Below are 20,553 nucleotides of genomic sequence, written 5' to 3' on the forward strand. Positions count from 1 at the left end.
AAATGAGCTGCCGCCTGAAATGGTGGAGCCGGCCCGGGGACGGGGCCGGCTCCTTAAAACCCGGTCGTTGGGGACGGGGAGGGTGGGGACTCGACCGGGCTTCCTCGTTAGGCACGTCGCATTGTGCGGCGTGCTTGACCTCTGGTTGTGCTTAGCGGACGCTGGCGACCGCGTCGGCGCGGCCGTCATTGATCGTCACCCAAACGCCGGAATTCTGGTCCGATTGGCGCTTCAGGTAGGTGTAGTCGGTGTCGGTCCAGGACAGCACCCTGGATTCCAGATTGTCGAGGATGAACTCGCCGAGGCTGGTGCGCACGGTGAGCACCGCATGGCCGTCGCCATTCGGCTGGCGCGCCACCGTCATCAGCAAATTGCCGGCGGGGATCCCGGCGCTCATCAACTCGCGGCGCTTCTCCAGCGCATAGTCCTCGCAATCGCCGAAGCCATTGTCGGGATAGGACCAGACCTCTTCCTTGCCCCACTGCTCCATGTCGGTGCGCGGGATGATCCGGGTGTTGACCGAATTGTTGACGTTGACGATCGTCGCCCACAGTTTGCGGGTCAGTTCGACCGGCGCCTGCTTCGGCGTCCGCTCGGTGCATTCCTGTGGAAGCTTCTGGCAGAATTCGTAATGGCCGACCGGCTGCGTGGTGCGGCCGCCAGTGTGCATGAAGGCTGGTTGCGCCGCTTCCGCTGTTCCCCAAGCGGAAAGCTGCATCGCTATTGCCATAAGCAACAGCTTGCCCCTCGTCTTGCTCATTGTTCAGTCTCCCCGTTTGAGAAGACCATGACAGGGTTGGATTTATTTGACGCAAAAACCCGAAGTAGATTTTGAGTAAAACCTCAGTAGAATAAACATAAAATTTGAGCTATTTGAGTATAAAATTCTTCAGGTATTTCTAACCAAGCCGGGTGCCTGCGCCACCACAGATACGGCGCTAGCGAGTACGGATTGGTGGGTTCGGGGGCAGGCTTTGGCGGGGATGTCCGGTCAACAAAAACCGGCCGCAAAGGGCCGGTTCGCTGGATTGCGATGTCGCTGCCTCAGGAGCGCGGGGCGTTGAATTCGGAATCGAGTGTTTCGGGGCGCTGGATGACGGCGAATTCGATGGCGACGCCATCCTCGAAATGGCGGACCACCTGGCCGCGCATGGTCCCCAGCATGACCTGAATGCCGATGGCCGGCTTGACGTCGATCTCGATTGCCGCGCCCGACAGTGACAGGTCGATGATGCGGCACTGATACTGGCGCCCGTCGGTCAGCTGAAGCACGCTGGTCGGATTGCGTGGCGCCACGCGTTCGTGACGACGGTCTTCCGGAAGATCGAGTTCATGCTTGTTGGCAAGCCAGGTCAGCTGCGCGGCAAGCTTGTCTTTCTTGCGGTCCGAGGCGATGACGGTCATCGCAAAGCCATCCTGCGAGGTGCGCGTCACCACGCCCTCGATGCGGCCGATATGATCGATATAGGCAATGACTTTTTCGCCCGGCATGCCGACGCGATCGGTACGAAGCGCGACATTGCCCGGCGACATGTCGATCACCTGGCACGGATGCTCGGTGCGGTCTTCCAGCATGAAGCGGCCGTAGATCTTTACACGGACGCGCTGAAAGTTACGCCTTTCGGCGCGGGACGGCGCGGACTCGACCGCCGCTGACCTCATCATGCCTACACCCCGTTGGGCATTCCTACGCGCCGATGCGAGGAACTTCACCTGCAAAACTACAGGAAAGCAGGTTAACAAAGGGGAAAAGCCGGCCGCCGTGCTTTAAGATTTGGGGTTATTCTTCGCGCCCGCCATCGAAGACGACCAGATGGCGGATGCGGCGCGCCCGGCCCAGTGCCGAAATCGTTTCCGGCGGATCGAATTCGGACGGTACAAGCGAGGGAACGGCGATCTCCGGCCGGTTTTTCAGGTACATCGGGTCCTTGTCCGGATCGATGACGCGGATCGCGTCGATCAAAGCGTCGGTGATCGGGTCCGCCCCCAGCCAGAAGGGCTTTTCGACGGCGCTGATCACGCCCAGGCAGCGCGGATTTTCGATCCCGCCGTCGAGCGGCAAGGCAAGCAGTTCGAAGCGGTTGGAACGGCCATTTTGGCTGAGGCCCTCATAGGTGATGAGCACCACGGATTTCTGCTCGAGAACGCCGTGGAACAGCTTGGAGACAAGCCGCTGGTCCTTCTGGCGCCACAGCGAGGGAAAGGAAAAACCCTTGAGCTCGCGTCCGTAGACGGCGCAAAGCCGGGTGCCGGCAAGCCGAAACACGGCTTCACCGCGGGTGTCCCTTTCCAGGATGAAGGTGTCGGCCAGCAGCGACTTGATATCAGCGGGCTCTACTTCCGAACGCTTCGGGGCAGAGCGCCCATCACGCAGCCTGTTCCAATATTGGAACAGTGTGATCGACCCGTTCTGTTTCATGCTAGCAGCTCCGCGCATTCTGTCTTCTGGTGTCCCATCGGGGAACAGAAAGGGCGCTCTCCGATGACCTACATGCGGTGCGTCGCAGGATGCGTGCCAGCAGCGTTAACACTTGTTCACGGGTCGGGGCCGTTAAGGTTAACAAGTGGTTTACGTTGCTCCTAGGCAGGGTCTGTGGCACATAAAAACCACTCCAGAAGCGGTCGTTTCGCGACGATCGGCAGCACTTCGGTTAAGAGTTTTTTAGGGGAGCAGGGGGCTCGACCAGCCGTTCAAGGGAAACCTTGGACGGCTTCTTTTTGATTCGCGCTTGATGATTCGCCGGATCCACGATTCGCGGCCAAGCGCATCGCTGGGCTATCTTTCGTCCGTGCCTAACCGCCGCTGATCGCCGTCAGGATAAAAACCTCGGCGCCGGGCGCGAGCCTGGTTTCCAGGGTTGCCTTCTCGCCATCGACGAAGACGTTCATATGGCGGCGGATCGCAGGGCGGGAATCGCACATGCGGTCGCGCATGCCGGGCCAGAGCGCGTCCAGCCCGTCGATCATTTCTTTCACGGTCGAGGCCGGCAGTTCGATCCGGCGCGGCGCGCCGGGAAACAGGTCGACGAGCACGCCCGGGAGCCGGGCGACAATAAGGGACAGGCTGCTGGCGGTGTCGTTCGGCATTTGACCTACCCGTTCACCACCATCGTCTCGACGGACAGGATCGGGGGCAGATGCTGGGCGATCTCCGACCAGCTTTCGCCTTCGTTGGCACTGGCGAAGAGCGAGCCGCCGCTGGTGCCGAAATAGACGCCGGCCGGCTCGAGGCTGTCGGTCGCCATGGCCTGCCGCAACACGCCGGCATAGCAATTCTCCTGCGGCAGGCCCTTGCGCTCGTCCAACCAGGTGGCGCCCGCATCCTGCGTCTTCCAGACCGCCGCCTTCGCGTCCGGCACGTAGCGGCCGGCACTGTCGCCGTTAAGCGGCAGGAGGAAGAGGGTGTCGGCGTCGCGCGGATGGGTGGCGGCAGGAAAACCGAAGGTCGAGGGAAGGCCCTTCTCGATGCTCTGCCAGTTTTTGCCGCCGTCGTCGGAGCGGTACATGCCGCAATGGTTCTGCTGGTAGAGCCGATCGGGCTTGCCGGGCGCCATCACCAGGCAGTGCACGCACTGGCCGAACTCTGGGTAGTTTTGTCCTTCAGGCAGGAAGTCCGCGCGGGTACCCCGGTTGCGCGGCTCCCACGTCTTGCCGCCGTCCCAGGTGTAGAACACGCCTGCGGACGAAATACCCACCCAGATCTGCTCCTTGTCTCTGGGATGGGTGACGATGGAATGGAGGATGAGGCCAGCGCCACCCGGGTTCCAGTCCTTGCGGCTGGGGTGATGCTGCAGGCCCTCGATGTGGCTCCAGGTGGTGCCGCCGTCGTCAGAGCGAAACAGGCCGGCCGGCTGCACGCCGGCATAGAGGCTGCCGTTGCGCCTGGCGAGGCTCCACACCGCCTTGATCGGTTCCTCGCCAGCCGCATAGGCCAAACCATCGCTGGAATGCGTCCAGCTCTCGCCAAGGTCGATCGACTTCCAGACCGCCGGGCCGAACCATTCGTTGCCGCCGGCGCCGTAGATCGCGCCGGTCGCGGCGTCGCCGACGACATGGTTCATCGGCCAGTGCTCGCAGAACGGACCGCGCAGCTTCCACGACCCGCGCTTGCCATCGCTCTCGGCGATGAAGGCGCCTTTTTTCGTGCCGATGAGGACCAGGACTTTTTCCGGCATTTTCTCCTCCCGATTGCGTGCCTTTCATCAAGGACGGCGGAGCGTGGGCCTGGCCGACAACGGTCAGGAACTTTTTTCAGTCTAAACCCGTCGAGGCCAAGATGAGAAGATATGGCTGGTTCTTAGCAAATGACCGGCGAGCCGGGCATTGGCTGCTGCCGGGAAATAGAATTGTTCCAACTCGAGCCTCCTTGCTCTAAAGCTCGCGACGTTGAATCCCGGAGCTGAGTGCAAGGCGTATGAGCGAACCTGTAAGCCCATCGGAAATCGAGCTGGCGGAACCTCCTCCGGAGCCGCGCCGCGAGCCGGTGTTCAACCTGCCGCCGGTGGTTCTGGCGGTGATCGGAATCTGCGCGGCCGTCTTTCTGCTGCAGCAATATGTCCTGAACGACACGCAGCAAATGACGCTGCTCTACGACGGCGCCTTCATCCCTGTCCTTTATACCGGACAATACGGCTTCGACTGGTTCCTGTTCACGCGGCCCTTCACCTATGCCTTCATGCATGGCGGTTTTGCGCACATCGCCATCAACATGGTCTGGCTCGCCGCCTTTGGCTCGCCGCTGGCCAATCGTCTCGGTGCGTTCTGGTTCGCTTTGTTCTTCGCCATCACCGGACTGGCTTCCGTGGTGCTCTTTTGGGCCATGCATCCCTATGGCGAGGCGCCGCTGGTCGGCGCCTCGGGCGCAATATCGGGCATGATGGGGGCTGCCGCGCGCTTTGGCTTCAGCATCGACCGTTCATCCGGCAAAGCCGCCTTTGCCGGTGCGCCGCTGTCGATAGCCGCCGTGCTGCGCTCGCGCAGCGTCATGACCTTTCTCGCCATGTGGATGGTGATCAATCTCGCCACCGGCCTGTTCGGCGCCCCCGGCGTCGACAGCCAGATCGCCTGGGAAGCGCATATTGGCGGCTTCGTCGCCGGCTTCTTCGGCCTGCGCCTTTTCGATCGTCGACAGCAGGCAGACCGCACTTGAAAAGCAGCCGATCGCGGCGCACGATGTTCACCGGAACGTGAAAGCCGGTCAGGGCAGGAACCGGCGAGCAAAAACTGAGGAGGACGCCATGACCGTTAAGGCAATTCTCGAGAAGAAGGGTCACGACGTGTTGACGCTCGGGCCCAACGAAAAGCTGAGCGAGGCCATTCGCATGCTCGCCGACCACAAGATCGGCGCGCTGGTCATCACCAATGGCGATCACAAGATCGTCGGCATTCTTTCCGAGCGCGACATCGTGCGGGTCGTCGCCAAGGAAGGTGCTGCCGCCCTCGATATCGCCGTGCGCTCGGCAATGACGCCGAAGGTGAAGATCTGCAACGAGAACCACACCGTCAATGAGGTCATGGAGATCATGACCAAGGGCCGTTTCCGCCATTTGCCGGTGGAAAAGAACGGGTTGCTCGACGGCATCATCTCCATCGGCGACGTGGTCAAGCGCCGCATCGAGGACGTCGAGCGCGAGGCCGACGAGATCAGGGCCTATATCGCCACGGCTTGAGCGGGCAAACAAACCGCCGACCGGAATGCCGGCCGGCGGGATATTGCCGCTATCGGTTGTCGAGTTCGGCGCGGACGAGTTCCAGCCCGCGCCGAGTGATGCGGTAAGGGCCGCCACCCGACGAGGAAACCGCCTTCTTCCGCTTCAGTTTTCGAAACAGGTCGAGGTCGACGCCTGGGTAATGCCAGCCGTCGCGGGTCAGGCATTTGACGAAAGCGATCCGCCTCTTCTCACTCTTTTCGACTTCGATGCGCCCGCCCTGCGCGAGCAGGTGCAGGACGCGCTGTTCAATGCGCGAAATATCCATATGAAGAATTCCCGGGAAAACACAAAATGCCGCCGCCGCGAAGCTTCGCGGCACGGGGTTTCAGGTTTTTCTGCCCTGCCTCATCGAGAGGTCAGGGCCTTACCGGGACTGAGCGTAAGTGGACATCCACTCTCCATTGGGATGACCCGCCTCTAGGCGAAAGCGGCTGAAAAGGCCAGCCTGCGGCTTTGCGCTTGTCTCTTTTGGCGGTTTGCACTAGCGAATGGCTAAAGTTCAGCCTCACTTAACTTGAGCCGAAACGGCTAAAGTTTCGAAATCCAAAAATGGGCCACCATGACACTCATCGACACCCGCACGCCCGACGCCAAACGCCTGATCCCGGGCGCCACCGGCGACTGGGAGATCATCATCGGCCTCGAAGTGCACGCGCAGGTGACTTCCGAGGCAAAGCTGTTTTCGGGCGCCTCGACGGCCTTCGGCGCCGCACCCAATGCCAATGTCAGCCTGGTCGATGCGGCAATGCCGGGCATGCTGCCGGTCATCAACGAGGAATGCGTCAAGCAGGCGATCCGCACCGGCCTTGGGCTGAAGGCGCAGATCAACCACAAGTCGGTGTTTGACCGCAAAAACTACTTTTATCCCGATCTGCCGCAGGGCTACCAGATCTCGCAATTCAAGCAGCCGATCGTCGGCGAGGGCACTGTCATCGTCTCTGTTGGTCCGGACCGGCAGGGCGAGTTCGAGGACATCGAGGTCGGTATCGAGCGGCTGCATCTGGAGCAGGATGCCGGCAAGTCGATGCACGACCAGCATCCGACCATGTCCTATGTCGATCTTAACCGCTCCGGTGTGGCGCTGATGGAGATCGTCTCCAAGCCCGACATGCGCTCGGCCGATGAGGCCAAGGCCTATGTGACCAAGCTGCGCACCATCGTGCGCTATCTCGGCACTTGCGACGGCAATATGGACGAAGGCTCGATGCGCGCCGACGTCAACGTCTCAGTTCGCAAGCCGGGCGGTGAATTCGGCACGCGCTGCGAGATCAAGAACGTCAACTCGATCCGCTTCATCGGCCAGGCCATCGAATACGAGGCACGCCGGCAGATCGCCATTCTCGAGGATGGCGGCAAGATCGACCAGGAGACGCGGCTGTTCGACGCCGTCAAGGGTGAGACGCGCTCGATGCGTTCCAAGGAAGAGGCGCATGACTACCGCTATTTCCCGGACCCCGACCTTCTGCCGCTGGAATTCGACCAGGCCTATGTCGATGCGCTGGCGAAAAACCTGACGGAACTTCCCGATGACAAGAAGGCACGGCTGATCTCGTCGCTCGGCCTGTCGGTCTACGATGCCTCGATCCTGGTGTCGGAAAAGTCGATCGCCGATTATTTCGAAAAGGTCGCTGCGGGGCGCGATGGCAAGCTTGCCGCCAACTGGGTCATCAACGATCTGCTCGGCCAGCTGAACAAGGCCGGCAAGGACATTGAAAATGCTCCTGTCACACCCGATCAGCTGGGTGCGGTCATCGACCTGATCAAGGAAGGCACCATCTCCGGCAAGATCGCCAAGGACCTGTTCGAGATCGTCTGGAACGAGGGCGGCGACCCGCGCCAACTGGTCGAGAGCCGCGGCATGAAGCAGGTCACCGACACCGGCGCCATCGAAAAGGCTGTCGACGAGGTCATTGCCGCCAATCCCGACAAGGTCGAACAGGCGCGTGCCAAGCCGACCATGGCCGGCTGGTTCGTCGGCCAGGTGATGAAGGCGACCGGTGGCAAGGCCAACCCGCAGGCGGTCAACGACCTGGTCAAGGCCAAGCTCGGCATCGAGTAGGGCGATGTTCGTTCGCACCGCCGGGGAACGCGATCTGGCTGCCATCCGCACGCTGCTGGTCGAGACCTGGCACGCCACTTACGATGCGATCTATGGCGTCGAGCGGGTCACCGAAATCACCGGTGAATGGCATTCGATCGCCGCGCTCAAGGCGCGGCTGGTCCGGCCGAACTCCGAATTTCTGGTGGCCGACGACGGCAAGCGCATCGGCGGCATGGCTTTCGCCGCTGCCACCAATGATACGAAGATCGTCCTCTTGAACCAGCTTTATGTCCATCCCGACTGCCAAAGACAAGGCATCGGGCAGGCATTGCTGGAAGAGGTCGAGGCCAGCTTTCCGGAGGCGCAAATGCTGCGCCTTGAGGTGGAAGAAGCCAATGCAGCGGCCATCGCTTTCTACCGTTCGCAGGGGTTTCTGCCCGCCGGCAAGACAGCCGATTGCGGCGGCAATTCAGGGCTGCCGGCGATGGTTTTTGAGAAGGCCATCGGCTAGGCGCGTCTTCCGGATCGCTCCGGCCATCGCGCGTTTTTGATTTGATTGCGTCCCCGACAAGATGAAGGCTGTCGCCGCCGATCCGTACCCGCATCACGAGACGGGACGCGACGGTGCGAGGGGGATTTCATGCCGAGCTTACCGGAATTGATGCCGACACAGGTGTCGGACGAAACCTTTGGTGGCGTCACCTATCATATTGCCGGCGAACTGGTGCCGGTGCTGTCAGTCGACGTCACGCAGATGCCTGTCTATTTCGAGCACCACATCCTGTTGTGGAAGCATTCCACCATCACCATCGGCCTGAAGTCGCTGAAGGGCGCGCTGAAGCGGATGATGGCCGGCATGCAGATTTTTGTCACCGAGGCATCGGGGGCTGGCATCATCGCCTTCAGCCGCGACGGGCCGGGCCATATCGTGCCGATCCATCTGCGGCACGGCGAGGAGATCCAGGTGCGCGAACACCAGTTCCTCGCGGCGACCGGCAATGTCGATTACACCTTCGAGCGCGTGCGCGGCCTGGCAACGATGCTGTTCGGCCAGAGCGGCTTCTTCATCGACCGTTTTCGCGGCGATGCCGGCGACGGCATCGTCTGGCTGCATGGCTACGGCAATGTCTTCGAGAAGACGCTCGCCGCCGGCGAAACCATCGACATCGAGCCGGGCGGCTGGCTGTTCAAGGACGTGTCGGTGAAGATGGAGACCAAGATCGACCGACTTTCCAGCGGGTTTTTCGGCGCCAACATGAATTTCATCGTCAATCGCTTCACCGGGCCGGGCCGGGTCGGCATCCAGTCGATGTATCTGCATATGCCAACCGAGGAATAGGCAGGCTCGCAAGAAACGCGGTCTGGCGCTGTGTCAGTTCGAGCGCAGGGGCGGTGACAATTCGCGCATCAAGAGTTCCAGCCCGCGCTGGTCACTGGCGCCGGTCTTGTCGAAAATCGTCGCCAGCTGCGACTTGACGGTGCCGTCCGAGACGCCGCTCGTGGCGGCGATTTCACGGCGCGTCAGGCCGGCGGCGACATGGCCGGCGACGCGTTTTTCGGCTGCGGTCAGCCCGAACAGCGCGGCGATTGCATCCAGCGCCGGCATTGGCGTCGAGCCGGCGGCGGCGATGAAGATGGCGGCTGCGGCGCGCTGCGACACGCGTGCCGAAATTTCGCGCCGCGCCAGCGGCATGACATGCGCCACCGCCGGAACGGCGGCCCTGACCAGGGGAATGTTGATGCCGGAAGGTCCGAGCGCGAATTCGTCGCGCGTGCCGAGCTCGACGGCAAGGCCGATCGCGGCATTGGCGTCGGCATAGGTGAACGAGAGCTGGCCGCGCGCCGAAGACACCGAGATGTTCTCGCTCAGCAGTGCTTCGGCCGCCGGATTGGCGAAGAGGATCTGCATGTCGTCGGCGACGATCAGCACCGGATGGTCAAGGCCCTCGATGATCGAGCTGAAAATCTCGGCCTTGCGTCGTTCGGCCTCGAACAGGTCGCCGATGGTCACGGCGCGGCGAACGTGGGGGGCAAGCTGGGAAATCAGCTCGAGATCCTCGCTCGAAATCTGGCGCCTGTCCTTGTCCGTCACCACCATCAGCGTGCCGACGCGGGTTGGCCGCTTGATCAGCGCCACCCAGAAGAAATCGTCGAGCCGGTTGGGTTCCACCCATTCGCGCACGATGCGGCTTTCGAGCCAGTTCTGCCGCGCGCCCGGACCTTGCAGCGCATAGATGGAATCGACCGTGAAGGGCGTGTCGATGTCCATCTTCGGCAAGGCAGTGGAGAAGGGCACAGCGGCCCCGTACTCCCGCTGCAGCGGTTCGAGCATGGCCGGATCGCCGCAGGAAACCGAAAATCGGGCCGCGTTGCTGACCGTGTCGACGACCCCAAGTATGGCAAGCTGGCCGATTGCCAATTTGCAGATGGCGTCGAGTGTCGCTTGCCAGCGGTCGATGTCGGCAATCGAATCGTAGATCGCCTCGACGACCTGCGGCAGTGTGCGACCGATCGTATTTGTGAGGGGAGACATGGGTCCTCTTTTGCCACAACAGGAGTGACTCAGTGCCAGGTTCCACAATAGTTTTGCGGAAGGTCGCACACAACCTTTTCGACCTCTCGATGTATGTGAATTGGTTCACATCGGCTTCTGGTTGTGTCCAGGCTGCATCACTGTGCCGTGTGGAGCCGCATATAGTGGCTTGCACAACACATTGCCTGAGTGGCACTGGCGGCTGTGGCCTGCGCGCTAGGCGGAGGGAACTTCCACATTGTCGATCAGCCTGGTCTTGCCCAGCCAGGCGGCGGCGAGCAGGCGTCCGTCGTGGTTTCGCCGCCACGGGCCAAGCGTCAGGCTGGCGCGCGCCGCGACATAGTCGACGCTGCGGAAGCCGGCGCTGAGAAGGGCGCTGCTGGCCTCGCCAGTCACGCTGGCCTCATCGGCGCCAGCTCCAAGTGCTGCCGCCGATCTGTAAAGGATGGCGTTGAGCTGGCGTGCAATCTCAAGCTCGGCTGCGCCGAGATAGGCATTGCGCGACGACATTGCGAGGCCGTGCGCATCGCGCACGGTCGGCGCGCCGATGATCTCGACGGGCAGGTCGAGATCGCGGCACAGCTGCCTGACGACGCAAAGCTGCTGGTAGTCCTTTTCGCCGAAGATCGCCTGGTCGGGAGACGCTTGCAGAAAGAGCTTTGCCACCACCGTGGCGACGCCATCGAAGAAGGTCGGCCGGAAATCCGATTCCAGCCCGGAAGAGGGGCCGCCAACCGAAATCCTTGTGGCAAAACCGGCCGGGTACATTTCGGAGGCGGTCGGGGTGAAGGCGAGATGCGCGCCGGCTTGCGCCAACCGGTCGAGATCGTGGGCAAGCTGGCGCGGGTATTTGTCGAGGTCTTCGGTCGGCGCGAACTGCGCCGGATTGACGAAGATCGAGACAACGCAGCGATCGGCCCTTTCGAGCGCGATCCTGACCAGCGAGATATGGCCGTCATGCAGAGCGCCCATGGTCGGCACCATGGCGACGCTCAGGCCATCGCGCCGCCAGTCCAGGATTTGCGCGCGAAGGGCTGCGACGCTGTCGACGACGATTGGCCGGCTCATGCCCCATCCTTGCTGGCTGAAAAGACGTGGTCCGGGCCGGGAAAACTGCGGTCTCGCACCTCGGCGGCGTAGCGGGCTGCGGCTCCGGCGATGACGCTGCGCAAATCGGCATATTCCTTGACGAATTTCGGCACGCGGTCGACGGTCAGGCCGACCATGTCGTCGATGACCAGGATCTGGCCGTCGCAGTCGCCGCTGGCGCCGATGCCGATGGTCGGGATGGCAATGCGCCGGGTGAGGGCGGCGGCGACGGTTTCGACCGTGCCTTCGATGACGACCGAAAAGGCGCCTGCTTTTCCGACGGCGTCGGCGTCGCGATAGAGGACCGCGACATTCTCCTCGCTGCGGCCCTTGATCCTGTAGCCGCCATCCTTTTCCACCGATTGCGGCAGCAGGCCGATATGCCCCATCACCGGAATGCCGGCGGCGACGATGGCGGCGATCTGGCCGGCCATGTCGACGCCGCCCTCCAGCTTGACGGCCTGGCAGCCGGTTTCCTCGACGATGCGCCGGGCCGAGGCAACGGCTTGCGCTGCGGAATTCTCATAGCTGCCGGCCGGCATGTCGACCACCACGCATGCCTTCGCGGAGCCGCGCATCACCGCTTGTCCGTGGGCGATCATCATCTCCAGCGAGGCGCCGAGCGTCGTCTTGTGGCCATGCAGGACCATGGCGACGCTGTCGCCGACCAGAAGCAGGTCGACGTGGTCGTCGAGCAGGCGGGCGACAGGATAGGTATAGGCGGTGAGGCAGACGATCGGCACGCCACCCTTGCGACGACGAATGGTCTCGGCGCTGATCCGGACATCAGGGTCGGATGCGTGTGGGGCCAATCGTCACCTCCCTCGACCGGCAATCAGGCCGGATACCCGTACAGGGCGCGCAGAGCTTTAGAAAGACGATGGGGGCTTGGCAAGCGTGACGTTGGTGGCTTCGCTCGATGACCTAGTGCCGCAACCGCGCCAAAACTCTTGCCTTCGCGATGGGCTGACGCCATAAGCAGGGAACGGGCGCCGCAGCTGCCGCCGCGAGGATCTGGATGAAAACTTTCCTTACGCAATTTTTCACCTGGTGGAACGGCCAGACGCTGGGAACGCGTTTGCACACCTGGCGCTACGGCACGAAGGTCGGTCAGGATGAGACCGGCAACACCTACTATGAGGGCGGCACCGATTCGGAAGGCCGCACCCGTCGCTGGGTGATCTACCGCAACTACTCCGAAGCTTCGGCGATCCCGCCGGGCTGGCATGGCTGGATTCATCACCGCGTCGATGTGGCGCCGCCGAGCGACGACTACCGGCCGCGCGACTGGCAAAAGCCGCACGAACCGAACCTCACCGGCAGCGCTGCTGCCTACCGTCCAAAAGGTTCGGTGCTGACCAATCAGCACCGCCCGCAGGTGACCGGCGACTACGACGCCTGGACGCCCGGTTCTTGACCGGCTGCCGGTCTTTTGTCGCCACAATTGGCGTTTAGCTGCTTGTTGATATGACAGCGGCGACTAGCTTTGGGTGAAAGAATCACCCGGGCGCAAACCACCGGTATTCCCAGATGAGCATTTTCAGCCGAATCGCGATGGGTGGACTGACGGCGGCAGCCGTAAGTGTTGCCGCATGCACGGCGGCGTTCGCCGCTGCGCAGACGCCGGAGGCGCCCGTGGCGTCCGATCGGATCACCAATCCCGTCGCCGAATTCGCCGGCATCGACAAGATCACCGGCCGCATCATTACCTTCGATGTCTATATCGACGAGACGGTGCAGTTCGGCGCTTTGCAGGTGACGCCGCGCATCTGCTATTCGCGGCCGGAAACCGAAGAGCCGAAGACTGATTCCTTTGTCGAGGTCGACGAGATTACGCTGGATCGCAAAATCCGACGCATCTTCACCGGCTGGATGTTTGCCGAAAGCCCGGGCCTCAATGCGGTCGAGCACGCCGTCTATGACGTCTGGCTGAAGGGCTGCAAGCAGAAGTCGGACGTGCCGCCCCCCGATGCCGCCAAGGCCGGCACACCAAAGGTCGATACGTCCAAGCCGAAGGCCGCCGCCGCTCCGGAAGCGACCGACCCCGACAGCACCGACGCCAACTGATCCTTCGGAACCGCTTGGCTGGCCACACGTTGGAAAGGCGAGGGCGCATCGATGCGCCGGAGGATTTTCCGATGTCAGACAGCAAGCGGATCACTGCCAGCAAGAAAGACCTGCTCGACCTCGAAAAGGGGTTCTGGACCGGCGACGCGGCCTATTATGAGGCCAACGTCGATACTGAATGCCTCGTGGCGTTCCCGAAAATGGCGCAAGCCATGGACAATGCCGACCTGGCCAAGACCGCGACCAAGCCGAACCGCTGGCGCGATCTGCAAATCGACCTGAAAGGCATTATCGAGCCGGGCAGCGACATCATCATGATGACTTATGAGGCCCGCGCCATCAGGGAAAACGGCGAGCCATACGCGGCGCTGGTGAGCACCGGCTATGTCCACCGCGTCAATGGCTGGAAGATGATGTTCCACGCGCAGACGCCGATGGAGACTGCCGCGAAAGGTTGAAAGTCTGACCGTCAGGGGAAAAAGACGGCTTCACCCTTCAGCGCGTCGGCCAGCATCTTCTCGTATTTGCCACGCGGCACGTCGACCGCGCCGAAGCGCTTGAGGTGTTCGGTGGTGAACTGGGTGTCAAGTAGCGCGAAGCCGCGCGCCTTCAACCGCTCGACGAGATAGAAAAGGCAGGTCTTCGAAGCGTCGGTCTCCCTGGCGAACATGCTTTCGCCGAAGAACACGCGGCCCAGCGAGACGCCGTAGAGGCCGCCGACCAGCCGCTCCTCGCGCCACGCCTCGACCGAATGGCAATGGCCGAGCCGATGCAACTGCACATAGGCTTCGCGGATCGGCGCGTTGATCCAGGTCGACCGGCGCTCTTCGCGCCGTTCGGCGCAGCCATCGATCGTCGCCTCGAAATCGAAATCGAAACGGATGTCGAACGGGTTCTTGCGGATTGTCTTCTTCAGGCTCTTCGGCGCGTGGAAGCCGTCGAGCGGAATGATGCCGCGCGTCTCCGGCCGCACCCAGAACACTTCGGGGTCGGTGGCGCTTTCGGCCATCGGGAAGACGCCCGAGGCATAGGCCTTGAGCAAAAGGTCGGTCGGGATGCGATAGCCGGGCGCATAGGGACGGGTCATCGCGTCATCATAGCGGCAAGTCGTGGCTATTCTTCCTTGGCCAGGTATTTTTCCAGCCAGTGGATGTCGTAGTCGCCATTGGCGATATCGGCATTGCCGACGAGGTCGCGGAACAGCGGCAGCGTCGTCTTGATGCCGTCGACGACGAATTCATCGAGCGCGCGGCGCAGCCGCATCATGCATTCGACCCGGTTGCGGCCATGCACGATCAGCTTGCCGATCAGGCTGTCGTAATAGGGCGGGATCTTGTAGCCGGAATAGACGCCGGAATCGACGCGAATGCCGAGGCCGCCGGGCGTGTGGAAATGGGTGATGGTGCCGGGCGAGGGCGTGAAGGTGCGCGGGTCCTCGGCGTTGATGCGGCATTCGATGGCGTGGCCGTTGAACTTGATGTCTTCCTGCCGCACCGAAAGGCCGCCGCCGGAGGCGACGCGGATCTGCTCGTGTACCAGATCGATGCCGGTGATCGCTTCGGTCACCGGATGCTCGACCTGCAGGCGGGTGTTCATCTCGATGAAGTAGAACTCGCCATTCTCGTAGAGGAACTCGATGGTACCGGCGCCGGAGTAGCCGAGGTCGGCGATGGCCTTGGCACAGATACCGCCGATGCGGGCGCGCTCCTCGGCATTGAGGGCCGGCGAAGGCGCCTCTTCCCAGACCTTCTGGTGACGGCGTTGCAGCGAACAGTCGCGCTCGCCGAAATGCACGCCGCGGCCCGCTCCGTCGCCGAACACCTGGACTTCGATGTGGCGTGGCTTTTCCAGGTATTTCTCGATGTAGACGGCATCGTCGCCGAAGGCCGCACCTGCTTCCGTGCTCGCCGTTTGCAAGGCGATCTCAAGGTCAGCCTCGGCAAGAGCGACCTTCATACCGCGTCCGCCACCGCCGGCCGATGCCTTGATGATCACGGGATAGCCGATCTCGGCGGCAATGCGTCTGGCTTCTTTTTGATCGGTGACGGCGCCATCCGAACCTGGCACCACCGGAATGCCGAGGCGCTTTGCGGTGCGCTTGGCCTCGATCTTGTCGCCCATGATGCGGATATGGTCGCCGGAGGGGCCGATGAAGGTGATGTTGTGCGCGGCCAGAATGTCGGCGAACTTGGCGTTTTCCGACAGGAAGCCGTAGCCCGGGTGCACCGCATCGGCGCCGGTGATCTCGCAAGCAGCGACGATCTGGTGGATGTTGAGATAGCTGTCACGCGACGGTGGCGGGCCGATGCACACGCTCTCGTCGGCGAGCCGCACATGCATGGCGTCGGCGTCGGCGGTCGAATGCACCACCACGGTCTGGATGCCGAGCTCCTTGCAGGCGCGCAGCACTCTCAGAGCGATTTCGCCTCGATTGGCGATGAGGATTTTCTGAAACATTCCTGTTTTACTCGATCACGACGAGCGGCATGCCGTATTCGACCGGCTGACCATCCTCGAACAGGATCGCCGTCACCGTGCCGGCGCGCGGCGAGGGGATCTGGTTCATCGTCTTCATCGCCTCGATGATCAGCAGCGTCTGGCCTTCCTTGACCTTCGTGCCGATCTCGATGAATGCGTTGGCGTCGGGCGACGGCGCCAGATAGGCGGTGCCGACCATGGGCGAGGGCACCGCATTCTTGGAGATGTCGGCGACTGCCGGCGCGGCAGCCACAGCAGGTTGCGCTGCCGCCGGCGCATAGTTCGGCTGCGGTGCTGCAATCGCATGGACAGCCGGCGCATGTCGCGACACGCGCACTTTGAGGTCGCCCAGTTCGACCTCGATCTCGGTGAGGTTGGTGTCGTTCAGTATGCCCGCCAGATCGCGGATAAGCTGCTGGTCAACACCGGTCTTCTTTATCGACATTTTCGAGCCTTCTGTTTGTTGGCCGGTCATAGGCGTGCCGCCAGCGCCTGCAGCGCCAACGTGTAGCCAAGCGGCCCGAACCCGCAGATCATGCCGACAGCGACCGGCGCGACCATGGAGACGTGGCGGAACGATTCCCGCGCATGGATGTTGGAAAGATGAACTTCGGCGACGGGCAGCGGCGCAATAGAGCGGATGGCGTCGTGAATGGCGATCGAGGTGTGGCTGTAGGCACCCGGATTGATGACGATGCCGGCGGCCTTGTCACCGGCCTCCTGGATCCAGTCGACGAGATCGCCCTCATGGTTCGACTGGCGGAAATCGATCTCGAGCCCAAGGGCCGCACCTGCCTGCTTGCAATCGTCGGCGATGGCGGCAAGCGTCTTGCCGCCATAGATCCCAGGTTCGCGCTTGCCAAGCGCGTTAAGGTTGGGGCCGTTCAGGACGAAAACAGTTTTCAAAAATGCCGACCTTTCCCGGTGCCGGCGGCAAGCCGGCACACTGGGCCTCTATAATGGGCATAGACGCCTGCGAAAAGAGCGCAAGTGCGTTCTTTTGCTGTCCACAACAGCCGAAAATCCGCCGGCCCGCCAAATCACCGGCCGATCAGAGCGCGGCCTTCGCCGCTTCGATCTTTTCCGCCAGCACTTCCTGGCCAAGCGCCCCGAACACCACCTCGTTGCCGACCACATAGGACGGGGTTCCGGTGATGGCCAGCTTGTTGGCAAGGTCATAGGTCTTGGAGAAGGTCTCGGTGATGGTCGGGTCCTTCATCTTTTCGCGCAACTTTGCCTCATCGGCGCCGAGCGACAGTGCCACCTTGATGGCGGCAGCCTCGGTGGCGCGGCCCTGGCCGCCAAGTAGCGCGTTGTGGAACTCGCCGTATTTCTCCGGCATCATCATGTGGAACGCCATCGAAACGACGCTGGCCTTTTGCGAATCCGGGCCGAGGATCGGGAATTCCTTGAGCACGAAACGCAGATCCGGATCGGCTTTCGTCAACGCCCGCATGTCCTCGATGGCGCGTTTGCAGAAGCCGCAATTGTAGTCATAGAACTCGACAATGGTGACCTTGCCGTTCGGATTGCCGACAACGCCGTCAAAGGTGGAGTTGAAGATCTGTTCCTTGGCCTTGGTGATGACGCCGAGGGCGGCGATCCGCTGCTCTTCCTTCTGCTTGGCCTCGAGCGCATCCTGCACTTCGAGCAGCACCTCAGGGTTCTTCAGCAGATAGTCGCGGATAATGCCCTCGACCTCGGCGCGGTCGATCTTGGTGTCCGAGGACGCTACCTGCACGACCTGCGCCGTATCGGCCTTGGCGGTCTGCGGACTGCCGGCGACGAAGCCGAAAGCCAGCATGGCAAGAGCGGCCGCCACTCCAGTCGTGCCGAGCAGAATTGCCTTGTTCATCATCCTTTGTCCTCTTGCCTGTTCCGTCCGCTTTTGTCGCCGCTTGCCGCCGGAAGGTTCATTTCTTGATTTTGCCTGATGGCGCGTAGTTTATTATATCCTGGGCGCGAAGCCAGCCCGGCTCGCCGCGCTTCATAGTCTGTTGGGCGCGCATGGCGAAGATCTTCGCATTCTTGTAGTCGCCGGAATAGAAGTGACCTTCGGCTGTCGCCAGTTCGGCCGCCGCAATGTTGCCGAGCTCGCCATAGGCCTGCGCCAGATAGCGGTAGCCTTCGGCATTTTCCTTGTCGCGCCCGATGCCATTGTTGATCTGCACCACCGCCTTCTTCAGTGAATCGGGCGTGCCGACCGCCATCAGCGCCTGGCCGAGCGAGACCGGCAGCAGTCCCGACCTTGCCGGATCGAGGCTGACCGCCTTGGCATAGGCGTCCGCCGCGTCCTTCGGCTTGTTGGCCTTCATCAGGATATCGCCGCGCAATTCCTGGAAATAGGCGTTTTTCGGCTGTGTCTTGATCAGCGCATTGGTCCTGGCGAGCGCGGTGGCCAGATTGCCATAGAGATAGGCCGTCTGCGCTTCGCCATATTGCGAGGCCAGGCTTCCCGGGTTCTTGCGTATCAACCGCGCCGCGGCGGCCTGACCGCCCATATAGGCGGCGATCTTGATGCGCATCATGTCGTGCCGCTGCTGCAGCGCCGGCGGGTCGACCTTGTCGACATAGGGGCTTTCTTTCACCAGCACTTCGAGATTGGCGATGCGCTCCTGCGGCATCGGATGGCTGATCCGGTAAGGATCGACCTGCGCGCCGGATAGCGACAGCGCGCTCTGGAAGCGGGCAAATGTCTTCAGCATGCCCATGCCGGACTGGCCGGTGGCGTTGAGATAGGTGATCGCCGAGCGGTCGGCGGTGGTCTCTTCGGTGCGCTGATAGGCGAGGATGCTGCGCTGCGCCATCTCGCCGCCGCCGGCTGCAACGCCCATGCCGGCGCCGGCAAGGCCGCGGCTGCCGGTGGATGCGCCGGCAACGATGGCGCCGGCGCCAAGCAGCGTGGCGATGATCGCCATCGTCTTGGCGCGCTCCAGCTGTTCGCGCAATTTCTGCTGGTGGCCGCCGGCGATGTGGCCGGCCTCGTGGGCGATGACGCCGATGATCTCGTTGGGCGTTTCCGCCATCATCAGTGCGCCGGTGTTGATGAACAGACGGCGCCCGGTAACGAAGGCGTTGAAGCTTTGGTCGTTGACCAGCACGATGTCGATGCCGTCACCCGCCAAGCCGGCGGCCTTGAAGATCGGCCGCGCATAGTCGCGCACCAGCGCCTCGATCTCGGCATCGCGCACCACCGGCACGTTCTGGGCAAAGGCATTGACCGAGCCGGACAGGGCGACCGCGGCGGCAAGCGCAAGCGTCGCAAAGACGCGCGCTGCCTTGGCAATCGTGGATTTGGGTCGGCTCAGCATGAGGTCCACTGGTAAACGAGCGGGCGAACGATGAAAAGAGTCGGCACCGGAAACTTCCTGAACTTGTGATCCTCACATCAATCGGGCATTTGTGCGGCGCGGCCGTTAAAGCCGGCTGCCTGCGGCGGCAGGATTGGCGGCAAGGTGGGGCGGCAACAGTGAGGTCAAATGGTTGTTTCGCTTTCGCGCCGCGGTGAGGTCGAGCCGTTCCACGCCATGGACATTCTGGCCGAGGCCAACCGGCTGAAAGCCACGGGCGTGCCGGTCGTTTCCATGGCCGTCGGCCAGCCGTCGGATCCGGCGCCGATCGGCGTGAGAGAGGCCGCCGCCAATGCGCTGAAGATCGGCCGTATCGGCTACACCGACACGTTGGGGCTTGCCGGTCTGCGCAAGGCGATCGCCGAGCATTATGGCGAGCACTACGGGATCGATGTCGCGCCCAGCCGCATCGCCGTGACTACCGGATCGTCCGCCGCCTTCAACCTGGCCTTTCTGGCAATGTTCGATCCGGGCGACCGCGTCGCCATCGCCGCGCCCGGCTATCCGGCCTACCGCAACATCATGGCGGCGCTCGGCATCGAGGTCATCGAGATCGAACTCGACGGTGACGCCTATCTCCACGCCGAGCATCTGAAGACCGCGCACCGGGAAAAACCGCTGAAGGGCGTGCTGTTTGCCAGCCCGGCCAATCCGACCGGCGCGGTCATTCCCGCCGAGGAACTATCGGCGCTGGTGAAGACCGCCGAAGAACTCGGCATTGCGGTGATCTCCGATGAAATCTACCACCGGCTGGCTTATGCCGAGCCGGACACGACGGCGCTCGCTTACAGCTCGAGCGTGACGGTGATCAATTCGTTTTCGAAATACTACTGCATGACCGGCTGGCGCATTGGCTGGATGGTGCTGCCACAGCAGCTGGTGCGGCCGGTCGAGCGCATCGCCCAGAGCCTCTACATCTCGCCGCCGGAACTGTCGCAGATCGCCGCGATCGAGGCGTTCAAGGCGACGCCGGAACTGGAGGCGGTGAAGGCGCGCTATGCCTGGAACCGCGAGCTTCTGATGCAACGCCTGCCTGAGCTCGGCTTTCCCTTGGCCGCACCCATGGACGGCGCCTTCTATGCCTTTTGCGATGTCACCAGGCACACCAATGACAGCATGGTCTTTGCGCGTAAAATGCTGGCCGAAGCGCATGTGGCGGCGACGCCCGGCCGCGATTTCGATCCGCTGCAAGGGCACCGCACCATGCGCTTTTCCTATGCCGGCAGCCATGACGACATGGTCGAGGCGATGGCGCGCATCGAGCGCTGGCTGAAGGTGTGAGGA

24 protein-coding genes are annotated in these 20,553 nt (G+C 62.5%); 9 read left to right on the top strand and 15 right to left on the bottom strand.

Annotated elements, in window-relative coordinates; genetic code table 11:
- Positions 1-151: 151 nt before the first annotated feature.
- The 5 genes from AC1DXU_RS23440 to AC1DXU_RS23460 all read right to left on the bottom strand — a co-directional run bounded on the left by AC1DXU_RS23440 (position 152) and on the right by AC1DXU_RS23460 (position 4,175).
- Positions 152-760, bottom strand: a complete 609-nt coding sequence (locus AC1DXU_RS23440) for a transglutaminase-like cysteine peptidase (protein ID WP_477314366.1) — start codon at positions 758-760, stop codon at positions 152-154.
- A gap of 284 nt (positions 761-1,044) precedes the next feature.
- The gene (locus AC1DXU_RS23445) at positions 1,045-1,662 is read right to left on the bottom strand and encodes a PilZ domain-containing protein (protein WP_477249105.1); all 618 of its coding nucleotides are present in this window, start codon (positions 1,660-1,662) and stop codon (positions 1,045-1,047) included.
- 118 nt (positions 1,663-1,780) lie between these two features.
- Positions 1,781-2,419, bottom strand: coding sequence for a PAS domain-containing protein (locus AC1DXU_RS23450; protein WP_477314368.1), 639 nt, complete (start codon positions 2,417-2,419; stop codon positions 1,781-1,783).
- Between the two features lie 374 nt (positions 2,420-2,793).
- Positions 2,794-3,087, bottom strand: a complete 294-nt coding sequence (locus tag AC1DXU_RS23455) for a MoaD/ThiS family protein (protein WP_477372801.1) — start codon at positions 3,085-3,087, stop codon at positions 2,794-2,796.
- A 5-nt stretch (positions 3,088-3,092) separates the two neighbouring features.
- Positions 3,093-4,175: a WD40/YVTN/BNR-like repeat-containing protein gene (locus AC1DXU_RS23460; protein ID WP_477372803.1), complete on the bottom strand. Its 1,083-nt coding sequence runs from the start codon at positions 4,173-4,175 to the stop codon at positions 3,093-3,095.
- Positions 4,176-4,414: 239 nt separating this feature from the next.
- On the opposite strand from AC1DXU_RS23460, the gene AC1DXU_RS23465 reads away from it, so the two are divergent.
- Both AC1DXU_RS23465 and AC1DXU_RS23470 read left to right on the top strand, forming a co-directional pair.
- The gene (locus AC1DXU_RS23465) at positions 4,415-5,149 is read left to right on the top strand and encodes a rhomboid family intramembrane serine protease (protein WP_477372805.1); all 735 of its coding nucleotides are present in this window, start codon (positions 4,415-4,417) and stop codon (positions 5,147-5,149) included.
- Positions 5,150-5,237: 88 nt separating this feature from the next.
- Positions 5,238-5,669, top strand: coding sequence for a CBS domain-containing protein (locus tag AC1DXU_RS23470; protein ID WP_477249016.1), 432 nt, complete (start codon positions 5,238-5,240; stop codon positions 5,667-5,669).
- A 49-nt stretch (positions 5,670-5,718) separates the two neighbouring features.
- Here AC1DXU_RS23470 and AC1DXU_RS23475 read toward each other — a convergent pair whose 3' ends face one another.
- Complete coding sequence (locus AC1DXU_RS23475; RefSeq protein WP_477372807.1) at positions 5,719-5,976, bottom strand: YjhX family toxin; 258 nt, start codon at positions 5,974-5,976, stop codon at positions 5,719-5,721.
- A 294-nt stretch (positions 5,977-6,270) separates the two neighbouring features.
- Here AC1DXU_RS23475 and gatB point away from each other — a divergent pair, with 294 nt between their 5' ends.
- From gatB to AC1DXU_RS23490, 3 genes are all read left to right on the top strand, one after another.
- Positions 6,271-7,770 carry an Asp-tRNA(Asn)/Glu-tRNA(Gln) amidotransferase subunit GatB gene (gene gatB, locus AC1DXU_RS23480; protein ID WP_477372809.1) on the top strand — a complete coding sequence of 500 codons (1,500 nt, stop codon included), beginning with the start codon at positions 6,271-6,273 and terminating at the stop codon, positions 7,768-7,770.
- A 4-nt stretch (positions 7,771-7,774) separates the two neighbouring features.
- Positions 7,775-8,263 carry an N-acetyltransferase family protein gene (locus AC1DXU_RS23485; RefSeq protein WP_477372811.1) on the top strand — a complete coding sequence of 163 codons (489 nt, stop codon included), beginning with the start codon at positions 7,775-7,777 and terminating at the stop codon, positions 8,261-8,263.
- 129 nt (positions 8,264-8,392) lie between these two features.
- Positions 8,393-9,091, top strand: a complete 699-nt coding sequence (locus AC1DXU_RS23490) for an AIM24 family protein (protein ID WP_477372813.1) — start codon at positions 8,393-8,395, stop codon at positions 9,089-9,091.
- Between the two features lie 33 nt (positions 9,092-9,124).
- Here the strand turns inward: AC1DXU_RS23490 and AC1DXU_RS23495 are convergent, their stop codons facing one another.
- From AC1DXU_RS23495 to panB, 3 genes are all read right to left on the bottom strand, one after another.
- On the bottom strand, positions 9,125-10,285 hold the full coding sequence (locus tag AC1DXU_RS23495; protein ID WP_477372815.1) for a helix-turn-helix transcriptional regulator: 1,161 nt from the start codon (positions 10,283-10,285) through the stop codon (positions 9,125-9,127).
- Positions 10,286-10,501: 216 nt separating this feature from the next.
- Positions 10,502-11,353, bottom strand: a complete 852-nt coding sequence (gene panC, locus AC1DXU_RS23500) for a pantoate--beta-alanine ligase (RefSeq protein ID WP_477372817.1) — start codon at positions 11,351-11,353, stop codon at positions 10,502-10,504.
- On the bottom strand, positions 11,350-12,186 hold the full coding sequence (panB, locus tag AC1DXU_RS23505) for a 3-methyl-2-oxobutanoate hydroxymethyltransferase (protein ID WP_477372819.1): 837 nt from the start codon (positions 12,184-12,186) through the stop codon (positions 11,350-11,352). Before panB ends, panC begins: the two co-directional genes overlap by 4 nt.
- A 206-nt stretch (positions 12,187-12,392) precedes the next feature.
- Here panB and AC1DXU_RS23510 point away from each other — a divergent pair, with 206 nt between their 5' ends.
- From AC1DXU_RS23510 to AC1DXU_RS23520, 3 genes are all read left to right on the top strand, one after another.
- A complete protein-coding gene (locus tag AC1DXU_RS23510) occupies positions 12,393-12,791 on the top strand; it encodes an NADH:ubiquinone oxidoreductase subunit NDUFA12 (protein ID WP_477372821.1) in 399 nt (132 codons plus the stop codon).
- Positions 12,792-12,904: 113 nt separating this feature from the next.
- Entirely contained in the window at positions 12,905-13,441 is a 537-nt protein-coding gene (locus AC1DXU_RS23515) for a DUF2155 domain-containing protein (protein ID WP_477372823.1), read from the top strand.
- A gap of 71 nt (positions 13,442-13,512) precedes the next feature.
- Complete coding sequence (locus AC1DXU_RS23520) at positions 13,513-13,899, top strand: hypothetical protein (protein ID WP_477372825.1); 387 nt, start codon at positions 13,513-13,515, stop codon at positions 13,897-13,899.
- Positions 13,900-13,910: 11 nt separating this feature from the next.
- Here AC1DXU_RS23520 and aat read toward each other — a convergent pair whose 3' ends face one another.
- The 6 genes from aat to AC1DXU_RS23550 form a co-directional block, all read right to left on the bottom strand.
- Positions 13,911-14,528 (bottom strand): leucyl/phenylalanyl-tRNA--protein transferase, encoded by a 618-nt coding sequence (gene aat / locus AC1DXU_RS23525; protein ID WP_477314396.1) that lies wholly within the window; start codon positions 14,526-14,528, stop codon positions 13,911-13,913.
- Between the two features lie 26 nt (positions 14,529-14,554).
- Entirely contained in the window at positions 14,555-15,898 is a 1,344-nt protein-coding gene (gene accC, locus AC1DXU_RS23530) for an acetyl-CoA carboxylase biotin carboxylase subunit (RefSeq protein WP_477372827.1), read from the bottom strand.
- Between the two features lie 7 nt (positions 15,899-15,905).
- On the bottom strand, positions 15,906-16,364 hold the full coding sequence (gene accB / locus AC1DXU_RS23535; RefSeq protein ID WP_477372829.1) for an acetyl-CoA carboxylase biotin carboxyl carrier protein: 459 nt from the start codon (positions 16,362-16,364) through the stop codon (positions 15,906-15,908).
- Positions 16,365-16,390: 26 nt separating this feature from the next.
- Complete coding sequence (aroQ, locus tag AC1DXU_RS23540) at positions 16,391-16,825, bottom strand: type II 3-dehydroquinate dehydratase (protein ID WP_477314402.1); 435 nt, start codon at positions 16,823-16,825, stop codon at positions 16,391-16,393.
- 145 nt (positions 16,826-16,970) lie between these two features.
- Entirely contained in the window at positions 16,971-17,774 is an 804-nt protein-coding gene (locus AC1DXU_RS23545; RefSeq protein WP_477372831.1) for a DsbA family protein, read from the bottom strand.
- Positions 17,775-17,832: 58 nt separating this feature from the next.
- Positions 17,833-19,230 (bottom strand): M48 family metalloprotease, encoded by a 1,398-nt coding sequence (locus tag AC1DXU_RS23550; RefSeq protein WP_477372833.1) that lies wholly within the window; start codon positions 19,228-19,230, stop codon positions 17,833-17,835.
- A gap of 168 nt (positions 19,231-19,398) precedes the next feature.
- On the opposite strand from AC1DXU_RS23550, the gene AC1DXU_RS23555 reads away from it, so the two are divergent.
- Positions 19,399-20,550, top strand: a complete 1,152-nt coding sequence (locus AC1DXU_RS23555; protein ID WP_477372835.1) for a pyridoxal phosphate-dependent aminotransferase — start codon at positions 19,399-19,401, stop codon at positions 20,548-20,550.
- Positions 20,551-20,553 lie beyond the last annotated feature (3 nt).

The organism is Mesorhizobium sp. P3_A10 (genome assembly GCF_056403175.1).